This window comes from Selenomonas sp. (genome assembly GCF_057272215.1).
This window is the reverse complement of sequence record NZ_DBHIUY010000009.1, coordinates 64,993-81,881: the sequence shown is the minus strand read 5'-3', so window position 1 is coordinate 81,881 and position 16,889 is coordinate 64,993. Positions and strand designations below refer to the sequence as shown.

The 16,889-nt window shown below is 54.6% G+C and carries 11 protein-coding genes and 3 tRNA genes; 1 reads left to right on the top strand and 13 read right to left on the bottom strand.

The annotated features are described in order from the left end of the window. Positions 1-12: 12 nt before the first annotated feature. The 8 genes from rimO to map form a co-directional block, all read right to left on the bottom strand. The gene (rimO, locus tag ACO5Z0_RS09090) at positions 13-1,341 is read right to left on the bottom strand and encodes a 30S ribosomal protein S12 methylthiotransferase RimO (protein WP_485650030.1); all 1,329 of its coding nucleotides are present in this window, start codon (positions 1,339-1,341) and stop codon (positions 13-15) included. 63 nt (positions 1,342-1,404) lie between these two features. Then, a complete protein-coding gene (locus ACO5Z0_RS09085) occupies positions 1,405-2,442 on the bottom strand; it encodes an ABC transporter substrate-binding protein (protein ID WP_485650029.1) in 1,038 nt (345 codons plus the stop codon). A gap of 218 nt (positions 2,443-2,660) precedes the next feature. After that, positions 2,661-2,736: transfer RNA gene (locus ACO5Z0_RS09080), tRNA-Met, on the bottom strand. A gap of 12 nt (positions 2,737-2,748) precedes the next feature. Further along, positions 2,749-2,834 (bottom strand) — tRNA-Tyr (locus tag ACO5Z0_RS09075). 33 nt (positions 2,835-2,867) lie between these two features. Then, positions 2,868-2,943 (bottom strand) — tRNA-Met (locus ACO5Z0_RS09070). A 137-nt stretch (positions 2,944-3,080) separates the two neighbouring features. Continuing rightward, the gene (gene pfp, locus ACO5Z0_RS09065; protein WP_485650028.1) at positions 3,081-4,328 is read right to left on the bottom strand and encodes a diphosphate--fructose-6-phosphate 1-phosphotransferase; all 1,248 of its coding nucleotides are present in this window, start codon (positions 4,326-4,328) and stop codon (positions 3,081-3,083) included. Between the two features lie 177 nt (positions 4,329-4,505). Then, positions 4,506-5,840, bottom strand: a complete 1,335-nt coding sequence (locus ACO5Z0_RS09060; protein WP_485650027.1) for a DEAD/DEAH box helicase — start codon at positions 5,838-5,840, stop codon at positions 4,506-4,508. Then, complete coding sequence (gene map, locus ACO5Z0_RS09055) at positions 5,837-6,712, bottom strand: type I methionyl aminopeptidase (protein WP_485650026.1); 876 nt, start codon at positions 6,710-6,712, stop codon at positions 5,837-5,839. Before map ends, ACO5Z0_RS09060 begins: the two co-directional genes overlap by 4 nt. A gap of 231 nt (positions 6,713-6,943) precedes the next feature. On the opposite strand from map, the gene ACO5Z0_RS09050 reads away from it, so the two are divergent. Further along, complete coding sequence (locus ACO5Z0_RS09050; RefSeq protein ID WP_485650025.1) at positions 6,944-8,080, top strand: acyltransferase; 1,137 nt, start codon at positions 6,944-6,946, stop codon at positions 8,078-8,080. A gap of 21 nt (positions 8,081-8,101) precedes the next feature. Here the strand turns inward: ACO5Z0_RS09050 and pepD are convergent, their stop codons facing one another. The 5 genes from pepD to smc form a co-directional block, all read right to left on the bottom strand. Continuing rightward, on the bottom strand, positions 8,102-9,550 hold the full coding sequence (gene pepD, locus ACO5Z0_RS09045) for a beta-Ala-His dipeptidase (protein ID WP_485650024.1): 1,449 nt from the start codon (positions 9,548-9,550) through the stop codon (positions 8,102-8,104). Between the two features lie 113 nt (positions 9,551-9,663). Continuing rightward, positions 9,664-10,224 carry a cell division protein SepF gene (locus ACO5Z0_RS09040; protein ID WP_442676021.1) on the bottom strand — a complete coding sequence of 187 codons (561 nt, stop codon included), beginning with the start codon at positions 10,222-10,224 and terminating at the stop codon, positions 9,664-9,666. Between the two features lie 197 nt (positions 10,225-10,421). Further along, positions 10,422-12,239 (bottom strand): translational GTPase TypA, encoded by a 1,818-nt coding sequence (gene typA, locus ACO5Z0_RS09035; protein WP_485650023.1) that lies wholly within the window; start codon positions 12,237-12,239, stop codon positions 10,422-10,424. 109 nt (positions 12,240-12,348) lie between these two features. Further along, positions 12,349-13,269: a signal recognition particle-docking protein FtsY gene (ftsY, locus tag ACO5Z0_RS09030; protein WP_485650022.1), complete on the bottom strand. Its 921-nt coding sequence runs from the start codon at positions 13,267-13,269 to the stop codon at positions 12,349-12,351. A 25-nt stretch (positions 13,270-13,294) separates the two neighbouring features. Continuing rightward, complete coding sequence (gene smc / locus ACO5Z0_RS09025; RefSeq protein WP_485650021.1) at positions 13,295-16,840, bottom strand: chromosome segregation protein SMC; 3,546 nt, start codon at positions 16,838-16,840, stop codon at positions 13,295-13,297. Between the last annotated feature and the right edge of the window lie 49 nt (positions 16,841-16,889).

Below are 16,889 nucleotides of genomic sequence, written 5' to 3'. Positions count from 1 at the left end.
CGCATATCGTACTCAATCGACCGGCTCACCGACCGCATCGTAGGTAAATCCTTGTACAATGCGCACGCGTGCGATATCGCCCGGCTGGCTTGCCGCATCGCCTTCAATGAAAATCTGCCCGTCGATGCCCGGCGCTTCGCGATATGAACGTCCAAAGGCAAGGTTCGGCTGCTCCTCATCGCGGCCTTCAACGAGCACATCAAGCTCCGTGCCCTCCAGCGCTTGATTGATCTCCTCCGAAATCTTACACTGCACGCTCATGAGATCGTGATAGCGCTCGCGCATCACATCTTCCGGCACTTGACGAGGCATCGAAGCCGCAGGCGTGTCCTCCTCCTGCGAGTAGGTAAAGATCCCCACTTTCTCGAAGCGCTGCTCGATAAGGAAGCGGCGCAGCGTTTGATACTGTGCGTCCGTCTCGCCCGGAAAGCCCACGATGAACGTCGAACGAATCGCGACATTCGGTATGCGTGTGCGAATCTTTTCGAGGAGCGCCACGACATCCTCCTGTGTATCGGGACGGCGCATCGACTTCAAGATAGAATTGTGCGCGTGCTGTAATGGCAAATCGACGTACTTGCAGATCTTCGGCTCCTCTGCAATCGTCTCGATCAGCTCATCCGTGAAATTCTTCGGATAGCAGTACAGCACGCGCAGCCATTCGACCTGCTCGATCTTCACAAGCTCCTGCAAAAGCTGCGCCAAAGATGGCTTATCGTAAATGTCCTTGCCGTAATACGTCGAATCCTGCGCAACGAGAATGATCTCCTTGACGCCGGATGCAGCGAGACGCGCAACCTCTCGCGCAATATCGTCCATCGGACGGCTGCGAAAGCGGCCGCGAATCAAAGGAATCGCACAGAAAGCACAGCGATGGTCGCAGCCCTCGGCGATCTTCACATAGGCAGAATACGACGGCGTCGTCAAGATGCGCGGTGTCTTTTCGTCATAAACGATCTCATTTTCCCCTGCCAAGACGATGCGATTGCCGGCAAGCGTCTCACGCACTGCCTCCATGATGCGATTCCATGCGCCCGTGCCGATGATGGCATCGGCTTCGGGCATGTCATCGAGCAGTTCCTGATGGTAGCGTTCACCCAGACAGCCCGCAATAATCAAGGATCGACAGCAGCCCGTATCCTTGTACTCTGCCATATTCAGCACCGTCGTGATGGATTCCTCTTTCGCCGACCGAATGAAAGCGCAGGTATTGACGATGATGATTTCCGCTTCTGCGGGATCGGGCGTAAGCTCTATGCCGTTATCCTGCAAAATGCCAAGCATGACCTCCGTATCAACGAGATTCTTAGCACAGCCGAGACTGATAAATCCTGCTTTCAAAAAGGTTCCCCCTTCAAGTTCCTTGAAGCACAACAGGAGGGACCGAAAGGTCCCTCCCTTCATTCATTGCAAACGCACTTCCTTCACCCAGCGATCCAAGAGGTCGTGACGCTCGCTCTGACTGAAATCCTGCGGTCGAGAAAACAATACGACATCTTTTCCCGGAAACGATTTATAAGCGATCGTCACCGGATTGAGCGGCACAAAGAAGAACTCCCTGCTCTGCAGAACGAGCTGCGCTTCATCGCTCAACAGCCACTCTACGAAGTCCTTTGCCTGCGCTTCGTTCTTCGCTCCCTCGATAAGCCCCACACCCGTCAGCGTGTATGCCGTGCCATCCTCCGGATAGATGACCTGCAGCGGATATCCTTGATGGATATAGCGCAGAACCTCGCTCTGCACGGCGACGGAGAGATCAACCTCTCCCATGCCTGCCATGCGCACCGGAGTCGAAAGATACTTCGAATATTGTACGACCTTGGGCTGTATGCCGCGCAAAATATGATACGTCGCCTGATCACCGAACTGCGACATCATCGAAAAGAAGAGATTCGCCGATGCATCCGCTGCGAGAAAATCTGTGATGCCGACGCGCACTTCCGGCATCGAAGCAAGCTCCATCCATGTATTCGGCACGCGCGGTACGGCTCGTACATAGTCGCGATTCGCGCAAAAGACGACGGGATCATACCAGATGCCTGTCCATCGTCCCTCTGCATCCTTAAATGACGCGCCGATCGAGTCCGTATTCTCCGAAATATATGGCTGCAGTCCGCCATTCGCCGCCGCCTTTTCCAACGTACTCCGATCAGCCAGTACAAGATCTGCCCGAGTGCGTCCGCCCACACTGTCTTGATGCAGCTTCTGCAAAACCTCGACGGAACTTACGGGCACAAAATTCACCCGAACGTTCTTTGACTTTTCATAGCCCTCGGCAAGCATACCCGCATGTTCCGGCGGCAAGGTCGTATAGACCGTGATCGACTGCAGCGGTTTCTCCCGCCTCGTCCTGTCCGCATGTCCTGCCAAATTATCCGAAATCGTCGCGATCAAAAGAACCAGCATGAACGCCACGAGGAGCAGAGATGTATATCGTTGCATCGCTTTCCCTCCACGGTTCTCCAACTACTATGGGTACATTATACATAAAACGCTGCATTTATACAACCATACACGAATCGTCTATAGATAAGATCCTTATAATATGAAGAGGGCTCAGAATCTCATCATACGAGCTCTGAACCCTCTTATTTTTCATTTCATGAATATATCTTTCGATGCTCATCGTCTCTCATCAAAAGAGCATCCGTAAACTTCTTTGGTTGCGGGAAGAGGACTCGAACCTCTGACCTTCGGGTTATGAGCCCGACGAGCTACCAACTGCTCCATCCCGCGATGAAAATAAAATGGTGGGCAGGGATGGATTCGAACCATCGTAATCCGAAGATGACAGATTTACAGTCTGTTCCCTTTAACCACTCGGGCACCTACCCATGTATCAAGACAGCTCTCGCTGCACTTTGCATTGGTTGCGGGAAGAGGACTTGAACCTCTGACCTTCGGGTTATGAGCCCGACGAGCTACCAACTGCTCCATCCCGCGATATTTGCCATCCCCACAAATGTATGGCTGACAAGAAGTAATTATACTATGAGTGAAACGATTTGTAAAGGGCATAAAAAGAAAAAGTCGCCGAAACCCGCAGCTTCGACGACTTTTTCATCAACCTTTCATACTGTTCATTCAAAAAGATAGGCGTACCTCTCTTTGAACTCCTCTTTTTCCATGTGATAAGCATTGGCAAGACCGGGATCGTCAAGATCCGCTTTCTCCATACGCATCATGAAGCCGCGTGCGATCTTGTAGTGAACGGACTCGATGTTGACCTTGCGCACGCGCGTCTTGCCCGTTTCAGGATCTTTGATCTCGTCGAAGAAGAGCGGCTTCGCCTGATTATCCTGCAAGGTGATCAGCGCACCGGTTTCGCCGCGCATGAGGAATTGTACCGCCTCATAGCCCAAAGAACGCGCATAATCGATATCGTAGGCGATCGGTGTGGCACAGCGCAGCTCGTAGCCGATTTCCTTGTCTACGATGGCGATCTTGATGCCGATCTTCTTGACCTCGGCGAGCACCGCCTGCTTCAAAATTTCGCCGAAGTCCAACTCCGCGTAGCGAATATGACCATGCTCATCCAGCACAAGGTTGCCGAGCTTCTGGAAATCCTCCTGTGCGATCTTCTCGATGACGCCCTCGGCGATGACGGCGACGCCGTAGTTGTGCCCCGTCAGATAGCGCTTGACGATCGAGCCTGTGATGATGTCAACGACCTGCTGCAAAGGAATCGACTCCGCAGCAAACTCCTCAGGGATGATCGTCAGCGCTGCGCCTGCCGAGCGCCCCATGCCCAGTGCTAGGTGTCCTGCCGTGCGCCCCATAGCGATCGTGAAGTACCAGCGATTGTTGCTCGTGCGCGCATCCTCCATGAGGTTTTCGATCTCTTCCGTACCGAAAGCCCGCGCCGTCTCGAAGCCAAAGGTCGGGATGCCTTCGGGCAGCGGCAGATCATTGTCGATCGTTTTCGGCACATGAACGACGTTGATCGTCTTGCCGATCTGACGCGCATAGTTCGATACCGCCATAGCGCTGTATGCCGTGTCGTCGCCGCCGATGGTCACAACGTGCGTGACGCCAAGCTCCGTCAAAGTATCGACGACCGTGCGCAAATCAGACTCCTTCTTCGTCGGGTTGTAACGCGACATCTGCAAGATGCAGCCGCCCGTCAAATGGATACGGTTCACACGCTCCATATCGAGACGCACATACTTCTTCTCGCCGCGTGCAAGACGCGAAAAGCCGTCATAGATACCAAGCACATCCCAGCCGTGGCGATCCGCCTCGATGGTCACGGCGGAAATGACACTGTTGATGCCCGGTGCAGGTCCGCCGCCACAGATAATGGCGATGACATTCTTGATTCCAATCATAGAAATAGCCCCCTCTTCCATCTTGCGCATGAACTTTATTGCTTTATATTGAACATATTGCTTTATTCTGTCAAAAAGGCGATTTTCCTGCCACAGCCGACACTCAGAAGAAAGAAAGTTCTATCGAAAAAGCGGCAGCGTTTTCCGCTGCCGCTCGGGGCATATCTCCCCTTCTTCTTATCGTTTGCCGAGATGCGAACGCTTGCCCACATTCGTTTTTGCACCGCCCTTGGAACGTGCTGCCGAGCGACCGTCACGCTTTTTGGCGACGCGGCGCGCACGCTGCGCTGCCTTGCCGCGCTTAGGCGGCGGTGCAGCGCTTTTCGTCGATGCAGCACGCTTTTCTGCGCCTTCCTGTCTTGCCGCTGCCTTCTTCGAAGCCTTTCTGCACACGCTGCCGCCGAGCCGTTCCGACCGCTGCTTGGCGATGCGCACCTTGATGCCCGCCTCGATGCGACGAAGCTGATCGTACTGATGCGCATTGACGAAGGTGACGGCAAGCCCTTTCGCCCCCGCACGGCCCGTCCTGCCAATGCGGTGGATGTACCATTCGGCGTCTTGCGGCAGATCGTAATTGAATACATGCGTGACGCCCTCGATGTCGAGACCGCGCGCCGCGATGTCGGTGACGACGAGGATCTGCAGCTTCGCCTCGCGGAAGCGGCGCATCACGAGGTTGCGCTGCGTCTGCGTGAGATCGCCGTGCAGCTCGTCGACAAGGTAGCCGCGCCCCGCGAGTTCCAGCGTCACATGCGCGACCTTCTGCTTCGTATGGCAGAAAACCATCGCCAGGTACGGCTGATACTTGTTCAAAAGTTCACAGAGCTTGTCGAGCTTCGTCTCTTCACGCGTATCGACGATGACCTGCTCAATATTGTCGAGCGTCACGCGCTCGGGCTGCACCGTGATCTCACACGGCGCCTTCATATAACGGCGTGTAAGTGCCCGTATGCGCTCAGGCATCGTCGCCGAAAAGAGCATGAGCTGGTGATCGCCTGCCAACGCTTCGAGCATCGTTTCCACATCCTCGACAAAGCCGAGACGCATGAGCTCATCCGCTTCATCTAAGACGATCTTGTTGACCTGCGAGAGATCGACCGAGTGGCGGCGCAGGTGATCGAGAAGCCTGCCCGGCGTCGCGATGATGAGCTGCGGTCTCTGGCGGAGCTTATCCTTCTGCCGCTCGATGTCCTGCCCGCCATAGATCAGCGCCGTGCGTATGCCCGCAACATCGGCAAGCGTCTTGGCGACGCGTGCCGTCTGCATGGCAAGCTCGCGCGTCGGGCTGACGACGAGCGCCTGCGCGACCGGCACATTGCCCTTGATACGCTCAACGAGCGGCAGCAAGAAAGCGAGCGTCTTGCCCGTGCCCGTCTGCGCCTGCACGATGGCGTCGCGTCCCGCGCGCACGACGGGGATCGCCTGCTCCTGCACGGGCGTCGCCTCGCGTATGCCTTGGCGTGCGAGAGTATTGACCAGATGTTCCGGGCAGCGAAGTTCTAAAAAGTTCAACTCGAAAGTACCTCCGTTCCCGTTTCCGTAATAAGAATCGTCTTTTCCCACTGCGCCGAAAGGGAGCCGTCCTTCGTGCGCACCGTCCAGCCATCCTTCTTGTCTACCGTCACCTTGTATTTGCCTGCATTTATCATCGGCTCCACCGTCAGCACCATACCCGGCACAAGGAGCATTCCGGTGTCGACCTCACCCACATGCGGCACAAAAGGTTCCTCGTGGAAATCTTTGCCCACGCCGTGTCCGCCGAGCTGCGTCACGACGGAGCAGCCGTTGGCGCGTGCGTGCGCATCGCACGCTGCACCGATGTCGCCGAGGAAGTGCCACGGCTTTGCCGCCTCAATGCCAAGGTTCATGCACTCCTTCGCCACCTCGACAAGCCGCGCCGCCTCCGGCGTCGTCTTGCCGCCGACGATATACATGCGCGACGCATCGGCGTAATAGCCGTCCAAAATCGTCGTGATGTCAACATTCACGATGTCGCCTTCCTTCAGCACCGTCTTTTTCGACGGTATGCCATGACAAACGACATCATTGATCGAGATGCAGACGCTCTTAGGAAAACCTTCAAAGTTCAGGCACGCAGGAATGCCGCCGTGATCGGTGATAAAGTCGTGCGCCGCCTTATCGAGCGTCGCCGTATCGATGCCCGGCTGCACCATCTCTGTCATGAGGTCGAGCGCCCCGTCATTGACAACGCCGCTCTTTCGGATACCCTCGATGTCCGCTTCATTTTTGATGATGCTGTGCGGCGGGCGCACCTGCCCGCGATAGATGTCGAACTTCATCGAGCGAAGACGCTCATCGAAATCCATATGGCACTTCTTATACTTCTTGCCGCTGCCGCACCAGCACAAATCATTTCTCGTCATTTCATTGCTCCTCGTCCGCATGACGCAACGCGCCATACAAAATAAATCGCACCACGGAATTTCCGCAGGCACGCTTTCGTCAAAAATTCTTTACCATTATAGCATATTCCCGGATACACTGCGAATAATTCTATGCAGGAGCGTCGAATCTGCGTCAAGTCCTCTGCTTCCTTTACAAGAAGCAAAAAAAAATATATAGTAGAATACACATCATAAAAGGGAGGTTCCCTCATGCCAAAGCAACACCTCGCAGCCATCGAATATATTCGCGGCATTTCCATGCTCGGCGTCATCGGCATTCACGTCGGCTCGCAGTATTTGATGAATCCTGTCTCCAATGCGCATCTGACGGCGCTCTTCGAGATAGCCACGCGGTTCAGCGTACCTATATTCTTCTTCATTTCTGCCTTTGGCATTTTTTATCATATAGATATTGACAAACCTTTCAACTATTGCCAATTCCTGCAAAAGCGCTCACGCGCCGTCGTCCTGCCTTACCTCGTATGGTCGCTCTTTTATCTCATACATGACGGCTGGCTTTATGCGGTCGGTTTCCCTGCACCGCTTTCTCTCGCTTCCCTGCTCTTCTTCGGCAATGCAAAATACCAACTTTACTTCCTCGTGCTTCTCATCTGGTTTTATATTCTCATGCCGCTTTGGATTCCGCTCGTAAGGAAGATCAACGGCAAAGGGCTGTTTCTCCTCTTCATACTACAGATCGCTTTCAACTATTTTTCCAGCTTCAATGTCGAATTCAACACGATGGTCTACGGCATGGAAAATCCCGTGCTGAAGAGCTTCTTGCTCTATCGTCTCAACTACTGGGTGCTTCATTATATTTTCATCTTTATCATCGGAGGCTATCTCGCCGTACACTTTGATGCGTTCCAATCGTTTATGCGCAGCCATCCGAAAAGCATCCGGCTCTTCTTCGCCGCATCCCTCACCGGCTTGCTTGGCTACTACTATGCACTGCTCGCCTTTCGCGGCTACACGCAAATGGACGCCATCAATACGGCGCACCAACTTTGCCCGCTCGGCGTCGTCTACACCTTGGCTGCTTCCATTTTCTTCTTCACCATATTCACCGAACAGAAGTATCCAAAAGGGCTCAATCGTCTGCTTTCTCTTCTCGGCAGACACTCATACTTCGTCTATCTCGTCCATCCATTCTTCATCGGCTATATGATGCTCATACTCGAAAAGCAAGGCATCATCTTGACGGCACCGAAAGCCATTGTCTTTTATCTCGCGACCGTTGTATTCTCACTTGCAGCCGCCGTGCTCGTTCGCTCCATCGGCGAAAAAGCGCCCATGCTGAACCTGCTCACGCTGGGCATTACAGCGCCGAAAAAAACGCAAGGATGAATACGCAAAACTCGCCGAGCATCACTGCTCGGCGAGTTTTGTCAATGCGGCGGAAAGAAGCTCGACCAAAGGGGCTACCGTCGGCAGTTCCAAACTTTCCTTCGGGCTGTGAATATCGTGCGTCGTAACGCCGACAGAAACGAATTTCATCTGCGGATTCTTACGATAAAACCAGCCGCATTCGAGTCCTGCATGAATCGTTTCAACTTTCATCGGCTTGCCCTGCTGCTGTTCAAAAATCTCCGTAATGACCCTCGCAAGCGGATTGTCCTTATCCTCATCCCAGCTCGGAGCAAGCGTGCCGATATGGAGCGCAAATCCCGTAAGCTCCGCCAAATCCTTTGCCATGCGGCAAAATTCAAAGAGTTTTCCTTCTACGCTCGATCGCGGATAAAAGGTGATATCAACCTCAGCGCCTTCCATACGCACGACGCCGAGATTTGATGACGTTTCCACCATACCCGGCGTGACAGCAGACATTTGATAGACTCCCGTATGAAAAAGCCGCAGGATGCGCAGCAGATTCGCCGCATCGTCCGCTGCAATGACCTGATCTGCAGGCGGCGCTTCGACGAGCGAAAGATGAAGGGCAGGCTCCGTCACGCTGTACGTTCGACGAAACGTCTGCTCTTCCTGCATCAGTACCTCACGCAGTTTCTCTTCGGGCGCAGCCGTCACGATGATTGCCGTCGCATCCGACGCAATCGCATTTTTCGCTTTGCCGCCTGCAAGCGACGCAAGCGAAAAATCAACGCCTGCTTCACTAAAACCAGCCAAAGACAACGACAAAAGACGCAGCGCATTGGCGCGCCCCTCACCGATCTCCTCGCCCGAATGTCCGCCCTGCAGTCCGCCGACGGAGAGCCGCCATGCCTTTTCCTTCGCTGCTGCAACAAGTTTCAGCGTGCGCGAAAATGTCAGATCGACGCCGCCTGCACTGCCGACGCAAAGCTCATCCAAATTTTCCGAGTCACAGTTGATCAGATACTGCGCGTCTTTCAAATACGTTTCATCCAGATGAATAGCGCCCGTCATGCCGCGCTCCTCATCGACTGTAAAGATCGCCCGTACGGGACCATGATCCTTCAGATGACGCAGGATGTGCAAAATGACAGCGACGCCGATACCATCGTCCGCGCCAAGGCTCGTTCCATCCGCACGCAGAACATCACCGTCCTCCACAAGCTTGATGGCATCTTTCAGCGGCTCGTAAGCCACACCCGGCGCAGCGACGCAAACCATATCCATGTGCCCCTGCAAAATGACGCGCGGCGCGTTTTCCCTGCCAGATGCTGCAGGAAGGTCGGCAATGATATTATTTCGCTCATCCTGTACGACCATAAGCCCCATCTCTTTCAAATGCGTCAAGAGATAATCGCTCACCGCCTTTTCATGCCCCGAAGGACGTGGAATAACTGCCAACGCGCGAAATTCTTTCATCACACTCTGTAAAATATCACTGTTTTTCATCGTATTCTCCTCTTTTCCAAAAAAAAGACAGGGCAATCAAGCCTGACTGCCCTGCCCGAAGGATTTTCCGCAATTCCTCCATGAACGAAAAGTTCCAACGCGCTTGTGTCTCGTCAATCCTGCAAAGGAATCGGCTCTGCCTCGTAGACGTTCACACCGTCCGGCGCATAAAGCACCATCGCCGTGGAAACACGTTTGACTTCGCCGTTCATGATGTAACACACGCCGTTGATAAAATCACAGATGCGACGCTGCTCTTCAAGCTCAACACGCTCATAGTTTACAAGCACCGCCCTGCCCGACTTTAAATCGTCGGCGATTTCCGGCACTTGATCAAAGCTGCGCGGCACATAGATTTTCACGTTAAGCGAAGGAATCTGCGTCGTATGAACCGTCAGCTTCGGACGCTCCTGCTGCATCGTCACATGCGTACGCACCGCCTGCGTCGATGCTGCGTGAAAGGACTGACGCCGCTCCTGCACAGGCTTATACATCGGCGGCTCCGCTGATGCATACGAAATCGGCGCACCGTTGGAAACCCTGCGCTCTTCATAGGCTTCCATATCCGACACGCGTACGTGTTCCTGCTCCTCATTTCTTGCCGATTCTTCTTTGACGACCTCTTCTTCCTCTACGGGCATAAGGAAATCCGTCACCCTCTTAAAAAAATCCACCGCACTCCGCCTCCAGCGTAAAACTCCATGATAGCCACAACTAAACCGAACAAACGATTGGAAAACTCTTAATGAATCATACCTTTATCTTCGCTATATTCTTCGGAAATCCTCTAAAAAAAATTAAGCCTGTAAAAAAAGTTTTCCTAATGGGCGCACAAGATTCATGCGCCCATTGAAAATTCTCGTCTCAGCGCTTACTTTCGCGCATTTTTGTTTGCGCGTCCGCGAGCTGTGCGGTCGAGAATCGCCTTACGCAGGCGGACATGCTCCGGCGTGACTTCAACAAGCTCGTCCTCGTTGATGTACTCAAGCGCCTGCTCAAGACTCAATATGCGCGGCGGCACAAGGCGAATCGCCTCATCGGAAGAAGACGTGCGCATATTGGAAACATTCTTCTTCTTGCAGGGATTGATATCGATGTCAAGCTCACGCGAATTTTCACCGACGATCATGCCCTCGTAGACCTGCTGTCCCGGCGAAATGAACATCGTACCGCGATCCTGCAGCGTGAATATGCCGTAGCCCGTCGTTTCTCCCTGTTCAAAAGCCACAAGCGAGCCGCGCGTGCGTCCGGGAATATCGCCCTTGAAGGGGACATAGCCGCAGAACACATGATTCATGATGCCGTTGCCTTTGGTATTCGTCAAAAGTTCCGATCGGAAACCGATGAGTCCGCGCGCCGGAATCACAAATTCCATGCGCATATATCCCGAAACCTCCGTCATATTGGAAAGCTCCGCCTTGCGCGTACCCAAGGACTCCATGACGGCGCCCATGTACTCCTGCGGCACCTCGATCGTGAGATTTTCCATCGGCTCGCATTTCTGTCCGTTGATCGTCTTATAGACGACCTCCGGCTTGCCGACTTGCAGTTCGTAGCCCTCGCGGCGCATCGTCTCAATGAGGATCGACAGGTGCAGCTCACCGCGTCCCGATACCTTGAATACATCGGCGGAATCCGTCTCCTCGACGCGCAGACTGACGTTCGTTTCAATCTCCTTAAAGAGACGATCGCGCAGATGGCGCGAGGTCACGAACTGCCCTTCCCTGCCCGCAAAAGGACTCGTATTGACGCCAAATGTCATGGAAAGCGTCGGCTCGTCGATGTTGATCGTCGGCAAAGCTTCGGGATGCTCAGCGTCTGCTACCGTATAGCCGATGCTGACGTCGCCGAGACCCGTGAGCGCTACGATGTCGCCCATCTGTGCCTCCGGCACCTCGACGCGCTTCAACCCTTGATAGACGAAAATCTTACCGATGCGCGCCTTCGCCTCATGGTCGCCGCTCAAGAGCGCAACGCCTTGATTCGCCTTGATTCTGCCGCGAATGATGCGACCGACGGCAACCTTTCCGACATATTCATCGGCTTCAAGCGTCGTGACCATCATCTGCAGCGCACCGTCCGCATCGCCCGAGGGCGCGGGAATATCCTTGATGATCGTTTCCAACAGGGGTACGAGATTGTCGTTCTCATCTTCCATATTGTACTTCGCTATTCCCTCACGCGCCGTCGCATAGATGCACGGAAAATCGAGCTGCTCATCATCGGCGTCAAGTTCCATAAACAGCTCAAGAACTTCATCGTAGACATCATCGACGCGTTGATCGGGACGGTCGATCTTGTTGATAACGACGATGGGCTTGAGCTTCTGCTCAAGCGCTTTCCGCAAAACGTACTTCGTCTGCGGCATCGGACCCTCAAAAGCATCGACGAGCAGCAGCACACCGTCCACCATGTTAAGCACGCGCTGCACCTCACCGCCGAAGTCCGCATGACCCGGCGTATCGACAATGTTGATTTTCACATCATTGTAGAGGATCGAGGTGTTCTTGGAAAGAATCGTAATACCACGCTCACGCTCCAAGTCCCCCGAATCCATGACACGCTCCGCCACCTGCTCATTGGAACGGAACACATGGCTCTGCCGCAGCATAGCGTCAACCAACGTCGTCTTTCCGTGGTCAACGTGAGCAATGATCGCGATATTCCTCAACTTTTCATTTACACTCATTTTCGTCCGATGTCCTCCTAAATACGACTTGTCAATAACAGTACAAGTTTATTATAGATGGACTGTAATGTCAAACGCAAAAATACGTTCTCCATACCTTTTGACTATCCTATGCGTCCAGCGCAAAGAGCGCACGCGCAAAGTCCTCGGCAACAAAGGGCCGCAAATCATCAACGCCTTCGCCGACGCCGATCCACTTCACAGGCATGGCAAGCTCGGATTTTAAGCCGATGACAACGCCGCCTTTCGCCGTGCCGTCGAGCTTCGTCAAAACGATGCCCGTGATCGCCGCCGCCTTTTGAAAGAGATCCGCTTGACTGATCGCATTCTGCCCCGTCGTCGCATCTAAGACGAGCAGCGTTTCGTGCGGCGCTTCCAGAATCTCACGCTGAATCACGCGGTTGATCTTCTTGAGTTCTTCCATGAGGTTCGACTTCGTATGCAGCCGCCCCGCCGTGTCAATGATCAAGACGTCGATGCCGCGCGCACGCGCCGCTTTGACCGCGTCAAAAGCGACAGCGGCGGGATCGGAACCTTCCTCGTGACGAATGACGGGCACGCCCGTACGGTCGCCCCAGATCTGCAGCTGATCGATGGCAGCGGCGCGGAAGGTATCGGCAGCGGCGAGCATGACAGACTTGCCCTGCTCCTTGTAATAAGCGGCGAGCTTGCCGATCGTCGTCGTCTTGCCGACGCCGTTCACCCCGATGACAAGAAGCACCGTCGGCGGTGACACGGCGATGCGCGTTTCGTCCGAACCGGTCAAAAGAATTTCGGAAATCTTCTCGGCAAGGAACGGCTTCAAGTCCTCCGGCGTATGGATTTCCTTCTTTTTGATGCCCTTTCGTACGTCCGCCATGAGCCGTTCCGTCGTCTTGACGCCGACATCGGACATGATTAAAGTTTCTTCCAGCTCATCGAGCAGATCATCGTCGATGTCGGCATAGCCGATGATCAATTTTTCAATTTTATTCGTAAAAGTCTCACGCGTTTTGGCGAGCCCTTTTTTCAATCGATCAAAGAATCCCATAATACCTCCTATTATATTCGCGTGCTCAAATCGCTTCGTCAAGGCGCACGGAAAGGACGCGCGACACACCCGCATCCTCGATCGTGATGCCGTACATGAAATCGGCAGCCTCCATCGTCCCCTTGCGGTGCGTAACGACGATGAACTGCGTATGTTCAGCAAATTCGCCAAGGAACTTGCCGAAACGCGAAACATTCGCCTCATCGAGCGGCGCGTCGATCTCATCGAGCACGGAAAAGGGCGCAGGACGATAGCGCAGGAAGGAAAAGAGCAGCGCAATAACGGTCAGAGCACGCTCGCCGCCTGAAAGAACGGAGAGATTCTGCCGCTTCTTCGCCGGCAGCTGCACCTCGATTTCGACGCCCGCATGAAGCACATCCTTCTCGTCGGTCAGAAAAAGCTCTGCTTTGCCGCCGCCGAAAAGGCGCACAAAAATATCGGCGAAATAGCCGCGAATCTCTTGGAACGCCTCCTTGAACTGACGCGTCATCGTCACATCCATCTCATGAATCATCGCCATGAGATTTTCACGCGCGGCTTCAAGATCCGCCGCCTGCTTACCCATGAATTCATGACGCTCCAAAAGCTCCTCGTGCTCGCGTATGGCGTTGGGATTGACAGGACCGAGCGCCGCAAGAGCGTGGGAAACATCCTGCATCTTCTTCTTGAGGTCCGCTGGCGTCAGATCGAGCGCTTCCGCCGCCGCCGTCTCCCATGTATGCCCGTGCTGCTCCAAAAGCTCCGCCTGTACCTGCTCAATCTTTACATGCACTTCGGCAGCGGCAATTTCCATCTGATGCAGCTTGTTTTGCAGCTGATTCAGCCGCTGTCCGGCTTCTCTTGCCGCCTTGTCATTCTCTTGATTTTCCGCTTGACGCTCAAGTTTCTCTTGATAGAGCTTATCGTAAACCGTTTTGCCTTCGACATGTTTTTCCTGCCAAGCGGCGACGCGCACGGCGATTTCTTCGCGCTTTGCACCGCCCTTGCCAAGCTCTTCGTCCAAAGCCGCTTCTTCTTTCAAAGCCGCCTGCGCCTGCTCGTGCGCCCGCGCTTCTTCACGCTCCTTCAAAAGTGCCTGCTCACGTGCACGAATCTTCTCCTGCTCCAAGACAGCGCGCTTGAGTTCCTTCTCATTGATATACTTGCTGAGATCATCGACGTCCTGTTCAAGATCATCCAGCTCCTCTTCCGTTTCCTTCGTTTCTCGCTCCACCTGTTCGAAGCGGCGGCGAGCGGCAGCCGCCTCTTGTGCAGCGTCGTTCTTCTTCGCCTGCGCCGCGGCAAAGGTCAGATCCGCCTCCTCAGCGAGCTTTTCGAGCGTTCGCTGTACCTCTTCCTTCTCCGCGCGCGCCAGGGCCATGCGCTCATCTCTGACGCGCAGTTCTGCCGCCAGTACAGACTTTTCCTGCCAAGCGCTCACTGCGTCTTCGAGCGCTGCGGCGATCTCCTCTGTTGAAGTTTCTGCAAGACCGCGCTCTTTAGAGATCGCCGCGAGTTTTTTACTGCCGTCTGCCACACGCTTTTCCAAGCGCTCAATCTCACCGCCGCGGTTGAGGAAGCTCGTTTCCTGCCCCTGCCTGCCGCCGCCCGAGAGCGATCCGCCGGGATTTAAAAGTTCGCCGTCGAGCGTCACGATGCGTAGCCGCCAGCCCATCTTTTTCTCAATCGCAAGACCATGATCGAGCGTATCGACGACAAGCGTCCGTGCGAGAAGGAAGTCGACGACTTTCTGATATTTCGCGTCCGCACCGACCAGCTCGTTCGCAAAACCGACGGCGCCGGCTTCCTTCTTCGCCGCCTCATCGTGCGCACGGCGCACGACGAGCGTCGAAAGCGGCAGGAATGTCACGCGCCCCAAGTGTGCGCGCTTCAGGAAAGCAATGGCAGCTTTCGCCGTATCCGTATCCTCCGTCACGATGTTTTGCAGACTGCTGCCCAAAGCGACCTCGACGGCACGAATGTAATCGTGCGGCACGGAGATCAGCTCGGCGACGGCTCCCGCGACGCCCTTTTGCCACGGCTCCTTCGCCTGCAGCACAGCTTTCGGCGCACGCGCGAAACCCTCGTATGACGCCTGCATATTGCACAGAAATCTGCGCTTATTTTCATCTGCACGAAGCTCTTCCTTCGCACGGCTCTCCGCAAGGGAGAGCGTGCGAACTTTCTCGGAAAGCCGCTCTTTTTCGCGCATTTTCTGCGTGCGCTCTTCCTGCAGCTTCCGCTGCTCTTCCTCGATGCGCCGCCGCTCTTCACCGACGTTTTTCGCTTCACTGGCAAGAGCGGCGACAGCCGCCGCCGCTTTCCTCAGCTCATCGACACGTTCCGCGCCGCTCGTCGAGCACTGCGCCAACTCATGCTCGATCAAGAGAAGGTCATTCTCCCGTGCGAGCATATCGTGCTGCACAGTGTCCCTCTTTTCTACCGTCGTTCGATGCGTCTCCTTCATCTCGCGCAGCTTTTCACCCAAAGTCTTGAGCGATGTGCGATCTTTAGCGATTGCGGCATCCATCGCTTGATGCTTTTCGAGAAGTTCCCTTTCCACAGAAAATAGCCGCTCTTTCTCTTTGCCTGCATCTTTGGCGGCGGCTTCAAAATCTGTGCGCTGCTTCTCCAAGCGTTCTTTTAGAGCATCGTGCTGATGCGCACGTTCCTTCAGAATAGCGATCTCGCTGCTCGCCTGCTCAATCTGTGTTCGAAGAGCGTTGTTCTTTTCCGCCTGCTCTTGCAGCTTTTCATCCAAGAGCAGGATCGCCCGCCCCAATTCCTCTTTTTTTACCTCGGTCAAGCGCACCTGCGTTTCAGCGGCAATAGCTTCATCGCGTGCCGCTTCCATCTTGCCTGCGCTCTCCTCACGCTCCTTCTTGAGAAGACTCTCACGCTGAAAAAGCTCCGTCAAAGCACAGCGGTTATAAACTGCCTGCATCTCATCATGACGGCGCGTTTTCTCCGCGCTCTCAGCCAAAGGACCGAGCTGCACTTCGATCTCCTGCATGATGTCGCTGACACGCACAAGATTGCCCTGCATATCCTCGAGCTTTCGCAGCGATTCGCGCTTGCGGTTGCGGTACTTCGTGATGCCCGCCGTTTCCTCGAAATAGAGGCGGCGCTCCTCCGGCTTGCTGTTCAGGATCTCATCGATGCGGTTCTGCCCGATGACGCTCATGCCATCGCGCCCAAGTCCCGTATCCGCAAAGAGATTGTTGATGTCTTTCAAGCGGCAGCGCGACTTGTTGATGAAGAACTCGCTCTCGCCCGAACGAAAAAGACGTCGCGTCACAACGACTTCCCGATAATCGACAGGCATATCCCCCTCGTTTTCAAAGAAGAGCGACGCTTCGGCAACCCCTAACGCCCGACGCGTCGCGCTGCCTGTGAATATGATGTCCTCCGCTTTCGACCCGCGCAGAGCGCGTACATTCTGCTCACCGAGCACCCAGCGAACGGCGTCCGTAACGTTGCTCTTACCGCTGCCGTTCGGTCCGACGATCGCCGTGACACCCGGATGAAACTCAATTTCGATTTTATCGGCAAACGATTTGAAGCCGTATGCTTCGAGGCGTTTCAACTGCAAAACTTTTTCACCAGCCTATATTCTGACAGCCCATGCGCGCTGTACCGTA